The organism is Streptomyces sp. NPDC001401 (assembly GCF_042895385.1).
Classification (GTDB): domain Bacteria; phylum Actinomycetota; class Actinomycetes; order Streptomycetales; family Streptomycetaceae; genus Streptomyces.
In genome coordinates, this window is record NZ_JBIAWI010000005.1 from 350598 (window position 1) to 369813 (window position 19216).

At 69.6% G+C, this 19216-nt stretch carries 19 protein-coding genes; 13 read left to right on the forward strand and 6 right to left on the reverse strand.

Translation table 11 applies throughout. From position 1 onward, the window contains the following. Positions 1 to 177 precede the first annotated feature (177 nt). Positions 178 to 882: an ABC transporter ATP-binding protein gene (locus ACFY10_RS20010; protein ID WP_390666475.1), complete on the forward strand. Its 705-nt coding sequence runs from the start codon at positions 178 to 180 to the stop codon at positions 880 to 882. Then, on the forward strand, positions 879 to 3263 hold the full coding sequence (locus ACFY10_RS20015) for an ABC transporter permease (RefSeq protein WP_390666476.1): 2385 nt from the start codon (positions 879 to 881) through the stop codon (positions 3261 to 3263). The genes ACFY10_RS20010 and ACFY10_RS20015 overlap by 4 nt, the downstream gene beginning before the upstream one ends. Positions 3264 to 3473: 210 nt before the next feature. On the opposite strand, the gene ACFY10_RS20020 is transcribed toward ACFY10_RS20015, so the two are convergent. The 3 genes from ACFY10_RS20020 to ACFY10_RS20030 form a co-directional block, all read right to left on the reverse strand. Continuing rightward, positions 3474 to 6686, reverse strand: coding sequence for an amidohydrolase family protein (locus ACFY10_RS20020; RefSeq protein WP_390666477.1), 3213 nt, complete (start codon positions 6684 to 6686; stop codon positions 3474 to 3476). 677 nt (positions 6687 to 7363) lie between these two features. After that, entirely contained in the window at positions 7364 to 7687 is a 324-nt protein-coding gene (locus ACFY10_RS20025; protein WP_390666478.1) for a hypothetical protein, read from the reverse strand. A gap of 583 nt (positions 7688 to 8270) precedes the next feature. Further along, positions 8271 to 8777, reverse strand: a complete 507-nt coding sequence (locus ACFY10_RS20030; protein WP_390666479.1) for a hypothetical protein — start codon at positions 8775 to 8777, stop codon at positions 8271 to 8273. Here ACFY10_RS20030 and ACFY10_RS20035 point away from each other — a divergent pair. From ACFY10_RS20035 to ACFY10_RS20060, 6 genes are all read left to right on the forward strand, one after another. Then, entirely contained in the window at positions 8776 to 9153 is a 378-nt protein-coding gene (locus tag ACFY10_RS20035) for a hypothetical protein (protein WP_390666480.1), read from the forward strand. The genes ACFY10_RS20030 and ACFY10_RS20035 overlap by 2 nt on opposite strands. A 48-nt stretch (positions 9154 to 9201) precedes the next feature. Continuing rightward, positions 9202 to 9453 (forward strand): hypothetical protein, encoded by a 252-nt coding sequence (locus ACFY10_RS20040; RefSeq protein WP_390666481.1) that lies wholly within the window; start codon positions 9202 to 9204, stop codon positions 9451 to 9453. Between the two features lie 414 nt (positions 9454 to 9867). Further along, a complete protein-coding gene (locus tag ACFY10_RS20045) occupies positions 9868 to 10467 on the forward strand; it encodes a hypothetical protein (protein ID WP_390666482.1) in 600 nt (199 codons plus the stop codon). A 107-nt stretch (positions 10468 to 10574) separates the two neighbouring features. Further along, positions 10575 to 10964 carry a hypothetical protein gene (locus ACFY10_RS20050; RefSeq protein ID WP_390666483.1) on the forward strand — a complete coding sequence of 130 codons (390 nt, stop codon included), beginning with the start codon at positions 10575 to 10577 and terminating at the stop codon, positions 10962 to 10964. A gap of 208 nt (positions 10965 to 11172) precedes the next feature. After that, positions 11173 to 11697 carry a hypothetical protein gene (locus ACFY10_RS20055; protein ID WP_390666484.1) on the forward strand — a complete coding sequence of 175 codons (525 nt, stop codon included), beginning with the start codon at positions 11173 to 11175 and terminating at the stop codon, positions 11695 to 11697. 86 nt (positions 11698 to 11783) lie between these two features. Next, on the forward strand, positions 11784 to 12011 hold the full coding sequence (locus ACFY10_RS20060) for a hypothetical protein (RefSeq protein WP_390666485.1): 228 nt from the start codon (positions 11784 to 11786) through the stop codon (positions 12009 to 12011). Positions 12012 to 12298: 287 nt separating this feature from the next. On the opposite strand, the gene ACFY10_RS20065 is transcribed toward ACFY10_RS20060, so the two are convergent. The 3 genes from ACFY10_RS20065 to ACFY10_RS20075 all read right to left on the reverse strand — a co-directional run bounded on the left by ACFY10_RS20065 (position 12299) and on the right by ACFY10_RS20075 (position 13409). Beyond that, positions 12299 to 12475 (reverse strand): hypothetical protein, encoded by a 177-nt coding sequence (locus tag ACFY10_RS20065; protein WP_390666486.1) that lies wholly within the window; start codon positions 12473 to 12475, stop codon positions 12299 to 12301. Between the two features lie 56 nt (positions 12476 to 12531). Further along, complete coding sequence (locus ACFY10_RS20070; RefSeq protein ID WP_390666487.1) at positions 12532 to 12885, reverse strand: hypothetical protein; 354 nt, start codon at positions 12883 to 12885, stop codon at positions 12532 to 12534. 62 nt (positions 12886 to 12947) lie between these two features. Beyond that, a complete protein-coding gene (locus ACFY10_RS20075; protein ID WP_390666488.1) occupies positions 12948 to 13409 on the reverse strand; it encodes an ATP-binding protein in 462 nt (153 codons plus the stop codon). A 154-nt stretch (positions 13410 to 13563) separates the two neighbouring features. Between ACFY10_RS20075 and ACFY10_RS20080 the strand changes: the two genes are divergently transcribed. The 5 genes from ACFY10_RS20080 (at position 13564) to tgmB (ending at position 19177) form a co-directional block, all read left to right on the forward strand. After that, positions 13564 to 14445, forward strand: coding sequence for a helix-turn-helix domain-containing protein (locus ACFY10_RS20080; RefSeq protein ID WP_390666489.1), 882 nt, complete (start codon positions 13564 to 13566; stop codon positions 14443 to 14445). A 3-nt stretch (positions 14446 to 14448) separates the two neighbouring features. Beyond that, positions 14449 to 14628: a DUF397 domain-containing protein gene (locus ACFY10_RS20085; protein WP_390666490.1), complete on the forward strand. Its 180-nt coding sequence runs from the start codon at positions 14449 to 14451 to the stop codon at positions 14626 to 14628. A gap of 145 nt (positions 14629 to 14773) precedes the next feature. Beyond that, positions 14774 to 17698 (forward strand): M36 family metallopeptidase, encoded by a 2925-nt coding sequence (locus ACFY10_RS20090; protein ID WP_390666491.1) that lies wholly within the window; start codon positions 14774 to 14776, stop codon positions 17696 to 17698. A gap of 291 nt (positions 17699 to 17989) precedes the next feature. Then, the gene (gene tgmA, locus ACFY10_RS20095; protein WP_390666492.1) at positions 17990 to 18181 is read left to right on the forward strand and encodes a putative ATP-grasp-modified RiPP; all 192 of its coding nucleotides are present in this window, start codon (positions 17990 to 17992) and stop codon (positions 18179 to 18181) included. Between the two features lie 15 nt (positions 18182 to 18196). Continuing rightward, the gene (gene tgmB / locus ACFY10_RS20100; protein WP_390666493.1) at positions 18197 to 19177 is read left to right on the forward strand and encodes an ATP-grasp ribosomal peptide maturase; all 981 of its coding nucleotides are present in this window, start codon (positions 18197 to 18199) and stop codon (positions 19175 to 19177) included. The last annotated feature ends 39 nt before the right edge of the window (positions 19178 to 19216 follow it).

A 19216-nucleotide genomic window follows, 5' to 3' on the forward strand; every position in this document is an offset into this window, starting at 1 on the left:
GCCACATCCCTCCTGCTGCGGACGGGGGCTACATCCCCCGCGTACATCGCAGGGATGACGCGACGGGCGGGGTCCTCCAGGGACGGCAGACCGTCTCGCCATCGCAGGCGACGCCCCCGGCACGGCCGGGCCCCTACCTTCGGGCCGAACCGTCAACCACCGGCCCATGGAGGCACCGTGGCAGCGACCGCGCCCGTCATCGACATCCACGAGGTGACCCGGACGTACGGGGAGGGGCCGCCGGCTCTCGCCGACGTGACACTGAGCGTGCGTGCCGGAGAGGCACTCGCCGTGCTGGGGCCGTCCGGCAGTGGCAAGTCCACGCTGCTCAATCTGATCGCCGGACTCGACCGGCCGAGCGCAGGCGGCGTCACGGTCGACGGAGTGCGGGTGGACAGGCTGAGCGAGGCCGGGTCGGCGCGGTACCGGCGGGCGAAGGTCGGCATGGTCTTCCAGTTCTTCAACCTCCTGGACGACCTGACGGTCACCGACAATGTGCTGCTGCCCGCCCAGTTGGCGGGCCTGCCCCGGGCCGAGGCCCGCAGGCGTGCCGCCGGGCTGCTGGAGTACCTGCATATCGACCGGTACGCCGGCGCCTACCCCGGCAGGCTGTCCGGCGGGGAGCGTCAGCGGGTCGCGGTCGCCCGGGCCCTGATGAACCGTCCGGCGCTGCTGCTGGCCGACGAGCCCACCGGCGCGCTGGACACCGCCTCCGGCGAGGACGTCCGGGAACTGCTGGCCGAACTCAACGCGGAAGGGCAGACGATCATCCTGGTCACCCACGATCTGGGCCTGGCCGAGTCGTGCGCGACCCGGACCGTGGAGCTGGTCGACGGCCGGATCGTACGGGACACCGAGCATGCTGTGACGGTGGCCCGATGAGCGCCCTCGGCGGGGTGGTGCGCGCGGGGCTCGGACGGCGGCGCGTGCAGACCGCGGTGATGATTCTGACCACGCTCATGGCCGTCACGGCCTCGGTGCTCGCCGCAGGACTGCTCGTCGCGGCCCGGGCGCCCTTCGACCACGCCTTCGCCGAGCAGTACGGCGCCCATCTGACCGCGCAGTTCGACGGGACGAAGGTGACGGCCCCGCAGCTCGCGGCAACCGCCCGCGCATCGGGTGTGACCGCCGCGGCAGGCCCCTTCCGGAGCCTTTCTCTACGGCCGCGCACGGCGTCGCGCTCGGACGTGCTGCCGGCCGGTGTCGATCTGCCGCCGCTCACCGTCGTCGGCCGGGCGGATGCCGCGGGCCGCGTCGACGGGGTCGGCCTTGTCACGGGCACCTGGGCCACCCGGCCCGGCCAGATCGTGGTGGCCTACGGCGGACTGCCCGTACAGCCGGGCGCACGGCTGACGTTCCGCACCGCGCCGGGCAGCCCCACGCTGACCGTGGTCGGCCTCGCCCGCTCGGTGACCGGCACCGCGGACGCCTGGGTGACTCCCGCGCAGGCCGGGGCGCTGACCACGAAGGGCGACCCGCTCACGTACGAGATGCTCTATCGCTTCCGCCACGCGGGTACGGACGGGCAGGTGTCCGCCGACCGTGCCGCGATCGCCGCGGCGGTGCCGAAGGGCGCGCTGACCGGGGCCGCCTCCTATCTGACCGTCAGGCAGCAACAGACCGCCAACACCATGGCGTTCGTGCCCTTCCTGGCCGCTTTCGGTGTCCTCGGACTGCTGCTGTCCGTCCTGGTCATCGGCATCGTGGTCAGCGGCGCGGTCGGCGCGGCGACCCGGCGCATCGGCATCCTCAAGTCCCTCGGCTTCACCCCGGCGCAGGTCGTACGGGCCTACGTCGGACAGGCCCTGATCCCGGCGGCGGTCGGCTGCGTACTCGGGCTGGTGCTGGGCAACCTGCTGGCCATTCCTGTGCTCGGTGAGGTCGGCAGGGCCTTCGACGGCCCTTCGGCGTCAATTCCCGTGTGGATCGACGCCGTTGTGCCTCTCGCGGCTCTCGCCCTGGTCGCCGCTGCCGCTCTGGTGCCCGCGCTGCGTGCCGGCAGGCTGCGCACCGTGGAGGCGATCACCGTGGGGCGGACGCCGGGTGCGGGCCGGGGGCGCCTGGCCCGTCGGCTGACGGGACGACTGCCGTTGCCGCGCGCGGTCGGCCTCGGGCTGGCGAACCCCTTTGCCCGCCCGGGGCGTTCCGCGACGACGGCCGCCGCGGTCGCCTTCGGCGCCGCCACCGTCACCTTCGGGGTCGGGCTCGCCCTGACGCTCGGGGCCGTGCAGTCGGGCCGCATGCTCGATTCGGGCGGTTCGGTCGTGGTGGAGGCCGGTGGCGGGCAGGCGCCGCCCGGAGCCCAGGCGGTCCCCGCCAACGGGGGCCCCGGCACCCCGCAGGCCGACCCGGCGGCGGTCGCCGCCGCACTCCGCGCACAGCACGGGACCCGCCGCTTCTACGGCACGGCCCAGGCGCAGGTCGCCGCGTCCGGGATCACCGGCGCCACCACCGTGGTGGCCTACCAGGGCGACGCGGCGTGGGCCGCCCCGCAGATGGTCTCGGGCCGCTGGCTCGACGGCCCGGGCCAGGCGGTGGTCACCACCCGGTTCCTGAAGGCCGCCGGAATCCGGGTCGGAGACACGGTGACCCTGACGGAGCGGGGGCGGAGGACCTCGGTACGGATCGTCGGCGAGGCGTTCTTCACCGTGGGCCAGGGCATGGAACTCCTCACCCGGACCTCGACCCTCGCGGCGCTGGGACTCGACGCGGCACCGGGCCGGTACGCCGTGCAGACGAAACCGGGCACGGATCTGACGCACTACCTCACCTCGCTGAACGCGGCTCTGGACCCGATCGGTGCCATGGCGCAGGCCAACACCGGCGAGACATCCGATGTGATCGTGACCATGGACGCCCTGGTCGGAATGCTCACCCTGATGCTGGTCGCGGTCGCGGGCCTGGGCGTACTCAACACGGTCGTCCTCGACACCCGCGACCGCGTCCACGACCTCGGCGTCCTCAAGGCCCTGGGCATGGCACCCCGCCAGACCGTGACCATGGTCATCACCTCGGTCGCCGCAATCGGTCTTGTGGCAGGCGCGACAGCGGTCCCGGCGGGGGTCGCCCTGCACCGGTACGTCACACCGCTCATGGGCCGGGCCGTCGGCATGACCCTGCCGACGGCGGACATCGCGGTCTACCACGCACCGCAGCTGGCCCTGCTCGCGCTCGGCGGGCTGGTCATCGCGGTGGCAGGCGCGTTGCTCCCGGCGGGCTGGGCCGCACGGAAGGACACGGCAGGCGCACTGCGGACCGAGTGAGGCGAACTCCCGCAGCCCAGGGACGCCAAGCGCTCCGCGGGATGTGCGGCGATGTGCCGTCCTTCGTCTGCGGCATCATCGTGGCTGGTCGCTCCCCCACTCTCGGCTTCGCTCGAGCGGGGGGACCCCCATCGCGGCGGAGCCGCATGTCGATGCAGCCCCGCGCCCCTTTGGGGCGCTGCGAAGCGCAGCGGACTTCGCCGAAGCCGCTCAGACGCCGTGCCCGTCGCAGCACCCGTCCCTCCGCATCAGCCGCCCCATCCCCAGCCAGTCCTCCTCGGCTGCCGTCGCGGCCCCGGCCGGCGGCTCGAAGGCGGCGATCAACTCCTCGGTCGTGTATGGCACTCCGCCTCTGAGGACCGAGACCGTACGGACGAGCGTGGCGAAGTCCGTGAACGGGTCGCCGTCGATGACCGTCAGGTCGGCGAGCCTGCCCTTCTCGACCGTGCCGAGGTCACCGTCCACGCCGAAGAGGCGGGCGGGCAGGACGGTGGCGGTGCGCAGGGCCTGGGCCGGGGAGAGGCCGCCCCGGTGCAGGGCGCGCAGGCCGAGGTGGAGGGAGAGGCCCACCGGGACGAGCGGCTGGTCCGTGCCGAGGGCGACCAGGCCGCCGGCGGCCAGGATGCCGCGGTAGATGTCGGTCTCCGTGCGGAGGGTGGCGAGTTGGGCCGGGGTGGGCGGGACGCCCGCCGACTGCCGGACGGCGGCCGTGTCCCACGGGGGCATCACCACCGTGACCCGCGGGTCGTCGGCGAGGGCGGGGTCCGCGCCGAGGAGGGGTGCGGAGGTGAAGGGGGTGGCGATCATGGAGAAGTGCACCTGGGGTGCGGTGTAGATCTCCGTGACGTCCTGGTAGGCGCGGCCCTTTGCCGTGACGGCGTGCCCGAACTCGGCGCGCTGTGTGGCCTGCAGATGGGTCGTCAGGTCCTGGCCGAGTTGCACGCCCGGCGAGAGCAGGTGGCCTCCGGTGCGTACGCCGAGGCGTTCGTGGGCGAAGCGGGCCGCCTCCGCCATGACCCAGCCGGGCGCCCGGACATAGGTCTTGACGAAGTCCCAGTCCAGCGCCGCGCCCCGTTCCAGTGAGCGGCGCAGGCCCTCCAGGGTCCGGTGGGCGCGGCCCATGCTGTACGCGACGCGGGCCCCGTCGAGGAGTTCGCCGGTGGTCAGCAGCCGGGGTCCGGCCAGCTGTCCGATGGCCACCGCCTCGCGGATGCGGGCCTGCTCGTACGCGAAGCCGCCGAGGGAGACGGCCGTGGTGATGCCGTAGCTGAGCTGGCCGGCGGTCTGGCGGCCGCCGTAGGTGCTCTGCCAGGGGTGGGTGTGGGTGTCCCACAGGCCGGGGATCACGGTGCGCGCGGAGGCGTCGATACGGCGGAGGGCGGCCCGTCGGCCCGACCGGTGCGGCTCCACCGTCGCAACGCGTCCGCCGCGCACCACGATGTCGGCGTCCTCGCGGGTCGTCTCGCCCGTGCCGTCCCAGAGGCGTCCGGCGTGCACCACCACGTCGGCGGGTGTGGGCCTGGGGGCGTCCAGGGGGACGCGGACGGTGCGGGCCGGGCCGCCGTCGATGTCGACGAGCCGCAGCCGGCCGCCGGACAGGTACAGCAACCTCGTCGAGTCGCCGGACCAGGACGGGTGGTCGGCCGGTTCGGTGCTGAGGGTGCGCAGGTCGCCGGTCGGGGTGCCGTCGGGGGCGACTGGCAGCAGGCAGAGCGCCGACTCGACGATCACCGCCATCCAGCGGCCGTCGGGCGACCAGACGGGCCCGGAGTCGTACCGGTCGGCGATCGACGTGTGGGGCGCCACCGTGTGCAGCCGGTCGGTGCCCGTCGTGGTGTCGACGATCCGGATGAGGTTGTAGCCCTCCCGGAAGCGGGAGTTGAGGCGGTTGCGGTCGCAGAGGGCGAGGTGGCGGCCGTCGGGCGACCAGCTGGGGCGGCCGGGCAGACCGCCGCCGCCGAGGGGGGTGGCGAGGACGCGTTCCGCGCCGGAGGCCAGGTCGCGGACGAGGAGCCGTCCGGTCAGGTCGATGCAGGCGAGCCGCTGCCCGTCCGGAGAGAGCGCGGGGTGGACCCGGCCGCCGGTCGCGAGCGCGGTCTCCTCGCCGGTGGCGAGGTCGTGACGGTACACACCGAGGAGGCCGTCGCGGTCGTCGGCGTAGACGAGCGACCGGCCGTCGGGTGCCCAGGCGGGCGCGAGCAGATAGCGGGTGCGGGATGCGGTACGCAGTCGCCGGGGCGGGAGTCCGTCCGAACTGCCCGCCAGCCAGAGCGAGTTGAGGGCCGCGAAGGCGATCTGCCTGCCGTCGGGCGAGAGCGCGGGCAGGTGGATGCCGCGCACCGGACGTGCCCGGCCCGCCTCCCCCAGGTCGTACTCCTTGGTCTCGTACCGCGGCCGCTGCACTGGGAGCACGCCGTCGAAGGGGACCGTCTGCGGCTGCTCCGGGCTCTCCGGCCGTACGAGGGTGAAGGCGCCGTCGAGCGTCAGCAGCAGCTCTCCTGTCGGTGTCCAGCGCGGGGGCACCGGAGCGATGTCCCCCGCCACCGGGACGGGGTGCCCGTCCACGACCAGCGTGCAGGAGCCGTTCGGGGCGGCCGTGGTGCGCAGGTGGGCCAGGCGGCCGTCGGGGGCCAGGGCCGGGGTCATGACCTGCGCGGCCTCGGTCTCGGTGTGGCGTACGGCGACCGGTCCGGCGCCGTCGGCGGGGACGGCGGCGATCGTACGGGCCTCCACGGTCAGGCCCAGGGCGGTGGTGACCGTCTTCGCGCGGACGAAGAGGATGCGGGTGCCGTCCGGTGACCAGGTGGGGTCGAAGTCCTCCCACGGGCCGTCCTGCAGGGGGCCCTCCTGGCCGGTCAGGCCGGTGACGCGGGTGATGCGGCCGGTGCGCAGGTCCAGGACGTGGATGCGGTACGGGCTTCCGCTCGCGGCGCCTTCGGGGTCGCCGCCGCGCTCGGAGGCGAAGGCGAGCCGGGTGCCGTCGGGCGACCAGGCCGGGCCTCGGTCGTCCCAGGGGCCGTCGGTGCGCTGCCGGAGCTCGGAGCCGTCGGGGCGCACGGTCCAGAGGTGGAAGCCGCCGCCCCGGTAGGCGCAGAAGGCGACGAGGGTGCCGTCCGGAGAGTACGTGGGCCGGTTGGGTTCGAGGTCGGCCGGGGTCAGGGGGTGGGCCTTGCCGCCGGTACGGGGCAGGGACCACAGGGTGCCCTGCACCTCGGCGATCAGGCGGTCGCCGGCCGGGGCGAGGGTGGCCGAGCCGTTGGTGGCCTGGGTGAAGGTCAGGGAGGGGGTGCCTGTGCGGGGTCGTGCGACCGCCGCCGGGGCCACGCTCACGAGCGGCACGGCGCCTGCGGCGGCGAGGAGTTGACGGCGGGTCGGACGAAAGGAGGAGGCGGCGGAGGTCTCGGAGGTCCGGTCACAGTCCATGGCAGCAACACTGCTGCACCGGCAGCCTCGGTCTCAACGCTGTCCCCGGCCATCACTCTGCCGTGTAGCCGGCGCGTGGCCATGGTCGCGTGTCAGCGCGGTGCGTCTCGGCGATTGGGGTGCGTAGTTCCACACCATGGACGGTTCACGTACACGGCGTACGCCCTGAGCAATCTGGCAGGTGGGGCTCGGCAGGACGAGCGGTTCGCCGACTTGCGGCGGATCGTTGATGCCCAACTCCACGGTCGACAACCGCTTTAGGAGTTCGATCCGCCCTCGGCACGGTCGGGGCCCGCCTCGTGCACCGGTGCCACGACTGGCTGCCGTGTGTTGCCACCGTCCGGGGTCGTTGATGTCAGCGTTGGATGTCAGCGGAACAGCTTCGGGATCGGGCAGAGCTCCAAAGGCTCGTCCGGCCGGTCGGCCCAGCGCCACCAGACATGCCGACCGGTACACCTCCATAGCGTCCGGCAGGTCCGCCGGCCATCACCCTCCCGCTGAGAGAGGACGAAGCCGCCGGACTTCATGGGCTGGCTGCACTCGGGACAGGCCGGGGCGTCGGTCATGTGGCGCACCCTAACGGAGCGCCCTCTTCGTCACGAACCATTGGCTGGTTGGCCATTGCAGTCCAGGACGCTGATCGTGAGGTCTTCGAAGCCCTTTACCCTGGCCATCCTTCAACTGCCGTCTGCTGGGTCCTGCCAGTGCCAGGGCAGCACCGGCGGCAGCCAGGGAGTGGTGTCACTGCGCTCATCAAGCACTGGCGCCGCGTAGTCATCCGGCAAGGGACTACCGTCGATCACGGCCTCAAGCGTGAACTGGACATAGCGCAGGTACCCGCGTACGTCGCGAATCTGGCGCTCGCGATGGCTCTGGCCGATGCCTCGGTACCCGACGTCGAAGCACAACCGCACAAGTGCCCTGTAGCGGGCGCGGACACGGTCGTCTCCTACGGAGAGAAGGTCGGTTTGCATGCCCCGTCGGACCGAATCGAGGGCCACTGCACACCGCTCCCGAGCCTGCGGGCTCAACCGCGGCTGGTCTTGTGCAAGGTCCGGCAGCGATGGCAGCCACGCGTAAAGCTCTGCGAGGTGTTCCAAGAGCCGCTGTGCAGCCTCTGCGGAGCGCTGCTGCACCCATTGCCGACGTGCTAACGCGCTGTTGGCAGCTTCTTGGGATGCCGCGAGCTGGATTTGTGATTCGACAGTCCTCGCGGTTTGCCACCGCGCCACGTACACCGCGATGCCTCCGCCGGCCAATGTCCCTATGAGCGCACTGGCTGTTTGTCCCGCTAGATCCCCCCAGCTACCCATGCCTCCCATCTTGGCGGTCTGCGTGAGCTTCAAACCCTCGCGTCGAGCCTCAAGACGCTCTCGGCCAGGGACAAGGGTGATACAACGCGACGAGTGCCCTCAGCTTGGGAAGCTGCGGGCATTCGCTGCTGGTTTTGGCACTGACCTGGGCGAACGGCTTCGCTGCGGCCTCGCCCGGCCCGGTGGCTTTCACCGTGGTTCCCCGCTACTCCCCGCTCGTTCTGGTGCGCTTGTGGTGCGGCGGTCGCTTACGGGCGTTCTAGATGCTTCCCTACGACACGGCCGCCGTGCTCGACGAACCGGTGTAGCGCTGTGCGGTACCGGTCCCGTCGGGATTGGTACTCAGCTTCTTGCGCGTTTCCTCGGCGCCAGTACGGCTAAGGAGCCGGATCTCCTCGCGCGTGAAGTACACGGTGCCAGCGTCCCGGCCGATCTCCGACCAGGCGAGCGTCTCGTCCCCGGCCCGGCTCTGTGTGTAGCCGTTCGGGTTGCGCAGGTACCTCGCTGCGGACTTCAGGGTGAGCGTCTTCACCAGGCGGGGCGCGGTGTCTTCGGGCCAGTCGCGGCCGTAGGCGGCCGCGAGGTCCGAAGCGTCGTCCAGTGCCCCCACCGCGATGCGCAGCTCGTCGTCGAGGTTCCAGTCGAGGCGGCCTTTCAGCTCGTCGAGAGCGGCATAAGGCGCGCAGTCTCCTTCCTGTAGCGGGGCCGATGAACCGTGATCGCAGATCCCTTCAACCCAGCTGACAGGGTGCTGATCTTCCTGAACGATGACGGCCATGAGCGACAACGTGTTCAGTCGGGAAGTGCAGCGGCGTACCAGTGAGGGGATGAGCTATGCCCAGATGGAGGCCATGACACGGAAGATAGGAGGTAAGGAGGGAACCTTGACAGCGGCATGGTGGAACAAGGTGGCCCTTGGCGAGTCGGCCCCTCCACCTGAGCCGAAGTGCATTCCTGGCGTCGCCGGGGTGCTGGAAGTTCACGATCGCGACGTGGCCCTTCTCATCTGCCAGCAGTGGTATGAGGTGAGGCCAGACGATTCCATCCGAGAACTGATGGAACGGGTCGCGGACAAGGCGGAGTCCTGGCTGAGAAGCAGCATCTCTTCGCTGCGCGAACGCCACCGATCGTCGGCGAACGGAGCGGAGGGCTAACGGACGGCGGGCCGGGCTCGCTAGCATCTTCGCTGTTGAAGGGAGGGGATGGCACTGGTCCGCAAGGGATCACGACAGATCGTTGTCGACGGCACGGCCTACCGCTGGCGGCTGCGAGGCGGGCCGACGTACATCCAGGACTTGGCCCAGTCGCCGTGCACGTTCGCGGTAGAACGTGCGGACACCCCGGAGACGACGCTCGTGGTCACCACCGACCAGCCGCATCCGAGCAACTGGATCGGGCGCGAGTCTGAGCCTGTACTGCCGTCCGGTGTTGCTGCGGCCATTCGCCTTGCCTAGCGTGAGGGTTGGGCTCCCACGGCTTTGGGCTCCTCGTTCCATCTTGACCAGTCCAACGGCTTCACAGCCGCGCCATGAACGGAGAGCACCGCCTTAGGAGCGAGGTGAGGCCAGTGGCGCTCTGGCCTGCGAACTGTCCACTTGGGCGGACCGTGGGTTAGGCACCTGCCGGCGACTGCCGTTCCCCGTGGCTCCCCGTTGGATCTGGCACGAGTGTGGCACGGGGAACTTCTGATCCGTAGCTCTATGAGGGTCGGTCGGTGGTGGTCATACCGGTCGCGCGACAGCCCCGGAGGGACGCTAAGGACGTTGAAGGTTGCTGGGGTTGCGGTACTTCGCTGCTGTACAGCTGTCGTCACACTTGAGGCTCAGTGTGACGGGACGATCCAGTGGAACTGCGGCTGAGGAGACTTCGTGGATGCTGGCGATCTTGCTACGTGGGTGGGTTCTTCCTTCGCCGCTATTGCGGCTGGGGCCACGATCTGGACGTTGAAGAGCCAGCGCGACCAGATCGACGAGCAGCGTCAGTTCATTGCTGAGCAGGCGGCCACGCTGGCACTAGAGCGTGCCGAGCTACGGGCTGCTGCTCACGACCGCAAGATTGCTCAAGCTCGCAAAGTGGAGATGACAGTCAAGCTATGGGCACAGAGCGGAGACCCGGGAAACTCCAATGGTGAGCCCATCCCCGATACCTTCAGAGTCGAGGTGCGCAACCTGAGCATTGAACCCATTCATGAGGTCACAGTCCGGTTCGGGGAACAGGAAGCACAGGAGGCCTCGGCAGCCGTTGAGGCTGATTTGCTTCGCAGGGGCTTGACCGTCGTCTCAGACGGGCCACAGCTGAACGTGCCCGTCCCAATGGTCGGGGCTGGACGTATCTACCTCTTCACGTCCGGCCGGCTGCTTGCCGAGATCGATCACAAACGTCCGGCCCTTCTCTTCACAGACAACGTCGGCGTCCGGTGGCGGCTCAACGAACACGGTGACCTACGGGAAATTGAGACCCCTGGGTAGTCACACAGAGGCGGCTGAAGTCAAGAGGAAGCTGCACGCCATCGCGGGGATTCTGGCTGGTTCCTGCCGCTGCCTGACCTGCGCATATGCCATTACGCTGCGCGTCTATGGGGAAAGCCATGCGTTTGTACTGGGGATACATTGCCGTTGGGGCACTCATCCTCGCGTGGAGCCAGCGATGGGCCCTCCCGATCATCGCCGCCCTGTCCGTTGCGGTGTTCGCCTACGCCTCCTTCCAAGTGCCGGTCTGGTGCGGTGCGGTGAACCGAGACGGGCGGACCTACTGTCGAAACAACGCCTACGGCGTGCTGATGGGATGCCGGAATCGGCAACATCGATGGCAGAAGATCAAGATGATCGTGTTGCGGAGCAAGGTCGGGGACATGAGCCGCGCCGTGTTCCCGACCGCGAAAGAGAAGTTCAACGCCTTCTTGGCCGTAGCGGGCCTGCTCTCTGCGATCGCAGCAGTGATCGTCCCTGTCGTAACTGGCGGCTGACTCGGCGTAGGGTCTTGAAAACCGTCGTGGCAGCGATGTCACCGTGGGTTCAAATCCCACACCCACCGCACGACGAGCAGTGAGAACGGCCCCCCACCTGGGTAGTTGGTCGGGGGCCGTTTCTGCGCCTGGAATCCGTTGGCACCCGCTATTCCCCGGGCTCCCTGCTCGATCGGGCACGGTAAGGGCACGGAATGAAAGGGGGGACATGTCAGGTGACGTAGCGATTGCGGTGATCTCTGCTGGATCGGCATTGATGGCGAGCGTGATCACTGGGGGTGTGGCTTGGCTGGTGATGCGGATCCAGCTGGCACATCAGGCGAGGGAACAACGTTCCGCACGACGCGAGCAGTTGCTGAGGAACGTATTGGCCCAGTGTCTTGAGGCGATCAGCAAGGCTCGGCTGGAGCTGGCCGCCATCGGTAGAGCCGCCGTAACTCAGGCGGAGGAGGTACGAGCAGAGGCCGAGCGGGAGCTGGACGGAGCTGTGAGAGCCCTTTTCACCCACAGGACACACCTGACGCTGATTGCAGACATCACGCTGCAGCGGCTTGCAGCAGACATGACTGACGCGTTCGAACAGCTTTGGCACAAACAGGCGGAAACACTGGCTGCGGGCACGCCCCTTACCGAAGACGAACTCTGGTCGGTGCAGACTCAGGAAGCTGAGAAGTTGGAGCGCACCATGGCGCATTTTGTAGCCCGTGCCAACGACGTCTTGAGTTCCCTCTGAAGCTGCACGGCAGTCGGCTACAAGACAACCTTTACCACACGCTTTCCCAGCTCAGTCCGCTGGCGCCGAAGACACCGCAGGATGCGGTGCGGGTCGGGCGGAAGGTGTCCGCCCGCGGCAGCATCCAGGTCTGCGGCCAGCAGGTCCAGGTCGGCATGGCGCACGCTCGCACGGTGGTCACCGTCGAGGTCACCGACACCACCCTGCACGTCTTCGACCACGACGGACACCGCCTGCGGACAGTGCCCCGCACCACCAGCAAGGAGGTGACCCGCTTCAAGGCCTACGGCACGAAGAACTACACAACAGGCTAGGAACCGGAAAGCATCAAGCGACGTACATCCGTCAAGGATGAACTGAACCTAGACATCGGGCGTGTGGGGCTGTCCGATCCCGGGAGATGCTTGACAGTTCGGTCCCAGCTGATGGTTGACGGTGGCCATGATCGGCCCAACCCTCGGAGCTCAGTTCAGCGACCAAGCCGGACCTTCCCTGCACGTCATGAATGGCCTCCGACGGCCCCAAGGCAGCAACAAACCCCTGTTCACGGAAATACCGCAGGCAGCGGACCCGATCGATACGGCCTGGATCCGGCCGCGCCTCAGCCGAACCAGCTCACCTGCACGACCACGATCCGCTCACCACGGACATCGGTCAGGTAGGTGAGCATGAGGAGCCCACGGCTCTCGGTCCGCACGCCAGGCCCCGGTCCGGTGTAGGCGGCTCCCTCCAGAAAGACCATCGACTCTCGTACGGCGATCTCGTTCGGTCTCGGCACGTGCTGCATCCGGGAGCCCGTCCAGCAGGTCGTCCTGGAACAGCTCCCAGCGCCAGTCAGCCACCGGCGACCTCGCGGTGTGCGGCTCGTACGATCTCTCCGGCCTCGCGGATGGCGCGCTCGCGCACGTCAGGGTCGGAGCTGCTGATGGCCTGCTCGGCAGCGTGCAGGCGATGGGCCGTATCGGGGTGACGCTCGATCTCCACCACTACACCCCACTGCCGGTAGAACATGCGGATCGGTACGACGCTGTCCTCGTCCCCGGCGCGGACGAACGCCTTCTGCAGGTCGTCGAAGAACTCGGGCAGGCGGGAGAGAGCCACCGTCGCCACGGCCTGTCGCAGCGCCGGCAGTGTCAGCTCAGGCATGGGGATGAGCGGGCCGTTTCCGTCCGCGTGCGGCGTGGTCATGGGCCGCCCCTTCCACTCGTCGAGCGCCCTTCCGGCACGGGCCCACGCTAGGGCCATTCCTGTCACTGCCGCGTACGCGGGAGCGGATCGCCGGCGCAGAGGGTGAGGCCGAGGCCCCATTCCGCCCAGACCGTCTTGCCCACACCCGCCCGTGGTGCGACACCCCAGCCGTCCGCCAGCGCTCCGACCAGCAACAGTCCTCGCCCGAACTGATCCTCGTCGGCCGCCTCACGCCGACACGGCAGCCGTTCACCGCGAGGGTCGCTGACCTCGACGCGGAGCGTTGCGGTCGTAGTGGTGATCCGCAGCCGGATGAGCCGGTCGCGCAGGCTGCCGTGCAGCAGGGCGTTGGTCATCAGCTCGCTGGCGACGAGGGCGACGTCTCCGGCGAGGTGAGTATGACCCCAGTCGGTGACGAGCCGTGCGGTGCGGTGGCGGGCGAGGGCGACGCTGCGGGGGACGGGGGTGTAGTCGAGCTGGTCTTCGTGGCGGAGGGGTTCGGGGGTGGGGTTGGTGTGGGGCACGGGCGCGGCACCTCCGAGTTGTGGTTCCGGTGAGTGAGTGACCATGTGCCGACGGTAGTGAAGCGGCCCACCTAAGTGCAATCGAACTGAGGAAGTTCTTCCTCAGGGCGAGAACCTGCTCGACCGGGTAACTGGCTTGGGACACACTGTGACCATGACTCGACCAACTCAGCTCCGGCAGGGACAGGTCTCAACTGTCCTGGCGCGTAGGCTCGGTGGAGAGCTGCTGCGCCTGCGTGACACCGCCGGAAAGACCCAGCAGCAGGCCGCCGAGTCCATCAATGCGACCGGCACCAAAGTCGTGAAGATGGAGCGGGGCTGGGTGCCGATGCGGGACCCGGATATCCGGGTGCTGTGCGAGTTCTACGGCCTGGACGACCCCAAGGCGCTCACCCGCCTGCTGGACTTGGCCCGGCTGGACCGCGAACGCCGCAAGGCGAAAGGGTGGTGGCGCGGCACGGTCGACTCGGGTGCCATGGCCGAGTACCTCGCGATGGAGGACGCTGCCACACGCATCCGCAGCTGGCAGTCCTCGCTGATTCCCGGGCTGTTTCAGATCCCCGAGTACACACGTGCGCTGTGTGTTGCCAGCGCCGCTTGGGAAGACCCCGACGACATCGAGCGCGACGTGGAGGTCAAGCAGAAGCGCCAAGGGCGCCTTCTCGGTGAGCGCCCCCTTCAACTGCACGCTGTGATCTGGGAAGCCGCGCTGCGGCAGGAGGTCGGTGGGCCCCACATCAGGCGCGCACAACTGGAACGCCTGCTGGAGGTAGCCGAACTGCCGAACGTGCGCCTACAGGTGCTTCCGTTTCGGACGGGTGCGCATCCATGCATCAGCGGCCCGTTCAGCATCCTCTCCTTCGCGGAGGACGACGCTCTGGACGTGGTGCAGAGTGATGGCCTCACGGACATGGTGTGGGTGGAGAACGAGGCCGGGAGTAGCACGTACGGTGACTTGTTCGACCGCACATCCAGGCTCAGCCTGGCACCCCGGGACTCCGTGACTCTGATCGACAGCCTGCGTAAGGAAACGTAACCCATGCCCGAGTTCGCCTTCGTGAAGTCCAGCTACAGTCAACCCGGCCAGGAATGCGTCGAAGTCGCCCGCAACATCCCCGCCACCGTCGCCGTCCGCGACTCCAAGACCCCCGACGGCCCGATACTCCGCCTGCCCCCCAAGGCATGGACGGACTTCACCGCATCGTTGGCCACCAACTGATCCGGACAGCCCTCCCTGTGTGACGTCTGTGACACTTGATCTTTGAGGTCTTCTGTCGTGCAGGTCGCCTTGAAAGGGTGCGAGGCGTACAACTCGGCCGTAAAACACGGCCGTTGGACCCCTCACCCCCCACGAGGCGTTGAAAATGGCGAGAGCCTCCTCCTCGCGTGCGAGACGCGCGACCATACTCACCGCGGCGGCCGGCCTCACGCTGGCCGTCGCTTTTGTGCCCGGCGCCGCGCAGGCAACCCCGAGCGGCCCGGCGGCCGACGGTCCGTCGCCCACACCGTCCGCCACGCCGCCCGTACCGTCGCAGCAGACGCTGGTGCGCCGCGACGCCCGGCTCGCCAAGGCCGAAAAGCGGCCCGGCGTACGGCAGTTGCGCAAACAGCTCGGCGTTCAGGGCGTGCTCGAGCTGGACCCGGCCACCGGCACGGCGCGGCAGGTGGCCAAGCTCGACGGGTATCTGACACCCCGCAGCGACAAGGGCCCGGAGGACAGCGTCCGGCAGTATCTGCGGGACCATCCCGATGTCTTCGGTCTCTCCGCCGGTCAGGTCGGCGATCTGACCCTGCGCAAGGAGTACACCGACGTCGCCGGGGTGCGTCATCTGTCGTTCGTCCAGTCGGTCGACGGCGTCCCGGTGTTCGGCAACGGCGTCAGGGCGAACGTCTCCCGCGACGGGCGGCTGATCAGTGTGCTCGGCTCCCCGGTGCCGAAGCTGCCCTCGCAGCTGGCCGCCGGCCGCATCACCTCGACGGAGGCCGAACACACCGCCGTTCGTGACATCGCCGGTGCCAAGGCCGACGGCGTCGGCAAGGGAGACACCGCCAAGCAGGTCGTGTATACGGCGCCTGGAGGCACCGCCCGGCGTGCGTGGCAGACGGTCACCGTGCCGGACGGCCACGGCATGTGGCTGCACGTCGTCGACGCGGCAACGGGCCGGGTTCTGTATCGGCAGAACCTTTCCTCCGACCTGTCCGCAGCGACCGGGGAGGCGCCCTCCTCCGGGCAGCCCCTGTCCTCCTCGCCGGCCAAGTCCCTGCGCACCGGCAAGGTCCTCGTCTGGGACCGGTACCCCGGCGCCCCGTCGGGCGGCAAGCAGCACACCCGCCACCTCACGGCCCGGGGCTGGCTCCCCGTCGGCGCCAAGACGCTCGACGGCCGTATCGCGCACGTCTTCAGCGACGTCGACGACAACAACAAGGTGGACGCGGGCGAGGAGATCGCTCCGGCGGCCGACGGGACGTTCTCCTTCCCGTTCAAGCCCGTCACCGGTCCCGGCTGCGACGTCCCGCTGCCCTGTTCCTGGGACCAGAAGACGCCGTACTCCTGGAAGACCAACCGCGAGCAGAACGCCGCGCAGGTCTACTACTACCTGGGCACCTACCACGACCACCTGGAGGCCGGACCGATCGGCTTCACCCGGGCCGCGGGCAACTTCGACGGCCGGGACGGCGACGCCGTACAGGCGCAGACCGACGACGGCGCGGCGGTCGACCACGGGCTGCCCGACGAGAACCACCTCAACAACGCCAACATGGGGACGCCGCCGGACGGACAGGCGCCCACGATGCAGATGTACCTGACCGGGTCCGGGCCCGGCTACACGGTGCTGCAGGGCAACTGGGGCGACGACGCCGCCACCGTCTACCACGAGTACACGCACGGTCTGTCCAACCGGCTCGTCGTCGACGCCGACGGGGTCTCGGCCCTGACCGGCCAGCAGGGCGGGGCGATGGGCGAGGCGTGGAGCGACTGGTACGCGCTGGACTTCCTCAACAACCGGGGACTGCTCAAGGACAGCCGGCGTACGGACGGTGAGGTGGCCCTCGACCCGCCGCACTGGACCGACGAACTGCCGTCCCGCTCCCAGCCGTTGGACTGCCCCGTCGGCTCCGCATCCGCCAAGTGCCCCGGCACGTCGGCGGCGGGCAAGGGCGGGTACACCTACGGCGACTACGGGAAGATCTCGCGCCGCGGCCCCGAGGTGCACGCCGACGGCGAGATCTGGAGCGAGACGCTGTGGGACCTGCGGGACCGGCTCGGCAGCAGGCTCACCGAGTCGCTGCTGACCCGGGCGATGGAGCTGTCGCCCGCGAACCCCACCTTCCTCGACCAGCGCAACGCCATCCTCGAGGCCGACACCGCGGTCAACGACGGCCGGGCCCACAAGCGCATCTGGAAGGTGTTCGCGCACCGGGGCATGGGCTACTTCGCCGCCGCGCTCACCGCGGACGACACCAGGCCCGACGAGGACTTCTCGCTGCCGCCCGGCCCGGACACCCCGGTGGCCACCCTCGCCGGCAAGGTCACCGACGACGCGTCCGGCGCCCCCGTCGGCGGGGTCACCGTCAGCATCAGCGGCCATGCCTCCGGCTTCCCCGGCGCCGACTTCTCCGCCGTGACCGCGGCGGACGGCACGTACACGATCCGGAACGTCCCCGAGGGCACGTACCGGAAGGTGTACGCGAGCGGCAACGGCTACGAGCCGCAGATCCGCACGGTCTCCGTCACCTCCGCGAGCAGCGCCGACTGGGCACTGCGCCGCGACTGGGCCGCCGCTTCCGGCGGCGCCGCGGTCACGGAGTTCACCGGGCCCGACTTCAGCGACTCCGGCTGCGGACCGAACGGCCTGATCGACATGTCGGGCGCCGTCTGGGGCTCGGAGGCCAAGGGCGGAAGCAACGGCACCGGGGTGGACCCGGTGCACAACACGGTCAAGCTGCCCTCGGCCGTCGACGTCGCCGAACTGCGCATCGACCCGACAGCGGGCTGCGGGGACGACGTGACGGCGTCCCTCGGCGACTACCGGGTCGAGACCTCGACGGACGGCACCACCTGGGTCACCGCCGCCGAGGGCCACTTCAAGCCCGCCGACACCGGCCGGGAGAACGCCGTGTCCCTCAAGGCCGGCACCGGGCAGAACGTCCGGTACGTCCGCCTGACCATGCTCGGCAACCAGGCCGCCGACAACGGCGCCAACTGCGCGACGGACTCCAGCCCTTCGGGCTGCCGCTACCTGGACGTGACCGAGCTCGTGGTCCACGGCTCTCCGCACCGGAGCTGACGGACTGGCATCGACAACCGAGGGCGGCGTACCGGCGACGGGACGCCGCCCTCGGGCGTTTCCACAGATGGCGACCGGCGCTGCAGCTGACACTGTGACATCTGCGGCGCCGGATCCGATGGACGGGTGTGGTGAAGATGCAAACAGATGGTGCTTGTGGTGCCAGTGATGCACACGAGACGTTCGTCAATGTGATGACCTTCACCCCGATGTGTTGGAAAGTGATGAATTCCTTACGCATGGCATGCGTATGGGGATGTACGCAGGCAATGTGCGACCTGGAGGTTCCGAGTGCGACCGTTCACCCTCAACTACGCCTTCCCGAACAGGCTGCCGACCGTGGTGACGCCGTACCGCTTCGACGCGACCCGTCAGCTCAACGTGCTGCCCGACGGCCGTCCGGCCGTCACCGACCGGCAGCTTCTGCTCGCCGCCGGAACGACGACGTCCACGGCCGGTTCGGCGACGCATTTCGACGACTGACGGCCGGCACACCGCATGACCGTGCTGATCCTCACGTGCGAGGAAGACGTGACCGCCGACATGGTGGTGGCCAGGCTGCACGAGACGGGCACCCCCGTGATGCGGCTGGACCCCGCCGACCTGCCCGGCAAGGCCGTGCTGTCCGCCGAGTACGCGCACGGCGACTTCGACGGCCACCTCTCGGTCAACGGGCATGTGCTCAGCACGGGAGGCCTGCGTTCCGTCTGGGTGCGCAGGCCCGGCGAACCGGCGGCGCACGCGGCACACCCCTCGCCGTGGCTGACCGCCGAGACCCGTCAGGCGCTGTACGGCATGCTCCACTGTGTGCCCACCCGGTGGATGAACCACCCGCGCAGCGCCGAACAGGCCCGCCTGAAACCGACCCAGTTGAGAGTGGCCCACCTCAGCGGCTTCGCCGTTCCGCCGACCGTCTTCACCACCTCCCCGCGCCTGGCACAGCAGTTCGCCGAGGAGCACCGGGACGTGGTGGTGAAGTCCGCGTCGGGGCCGCCACCCGGTGAACCCGGGCTGGCCCTGCCCACCACGCTGATCGGCCCCGACGCGGACTTCTCCGCCGTCGCGGCCGGTCCGGCGCTGCTGCAGCGTTACGTCCCCAAGCGCGCCGACATCCGGCTGACCTGCGTCGGCACCCGGCTGTTCGCCGCCCGCAAGCGGGCCGAGCCGGGCCAGGTCGACGGGCGCTTCGGCGACACCGAGCACGCCTGGGAGGCGGCCGCGGTGCCCGAGCGCATCGGCAGGGCGGTGCACGAGTACCTGTCCCTGGCCCAACTGGCGTACGCAGCCCTCGACTTCGCAGAGGACGAGGACGGCGTCTGGTGGTTCCTGGAGTGCAACCAGGGCGGGCAGTTCGGCTTCGTCGAGCTGGAGACCGGGCAGCCGATCTCGGAGGCGGTCGCCCAATGGCTGGCGGCGCCCCGCATCCCCGCGCAGCGGTCCACCGGATCCGCTGCGCGGCGCGGCGCCGGCCCGTCGTAGGCCGCCCGCACTTGCAAACCCTCGCGAAAGCGGTTGCAA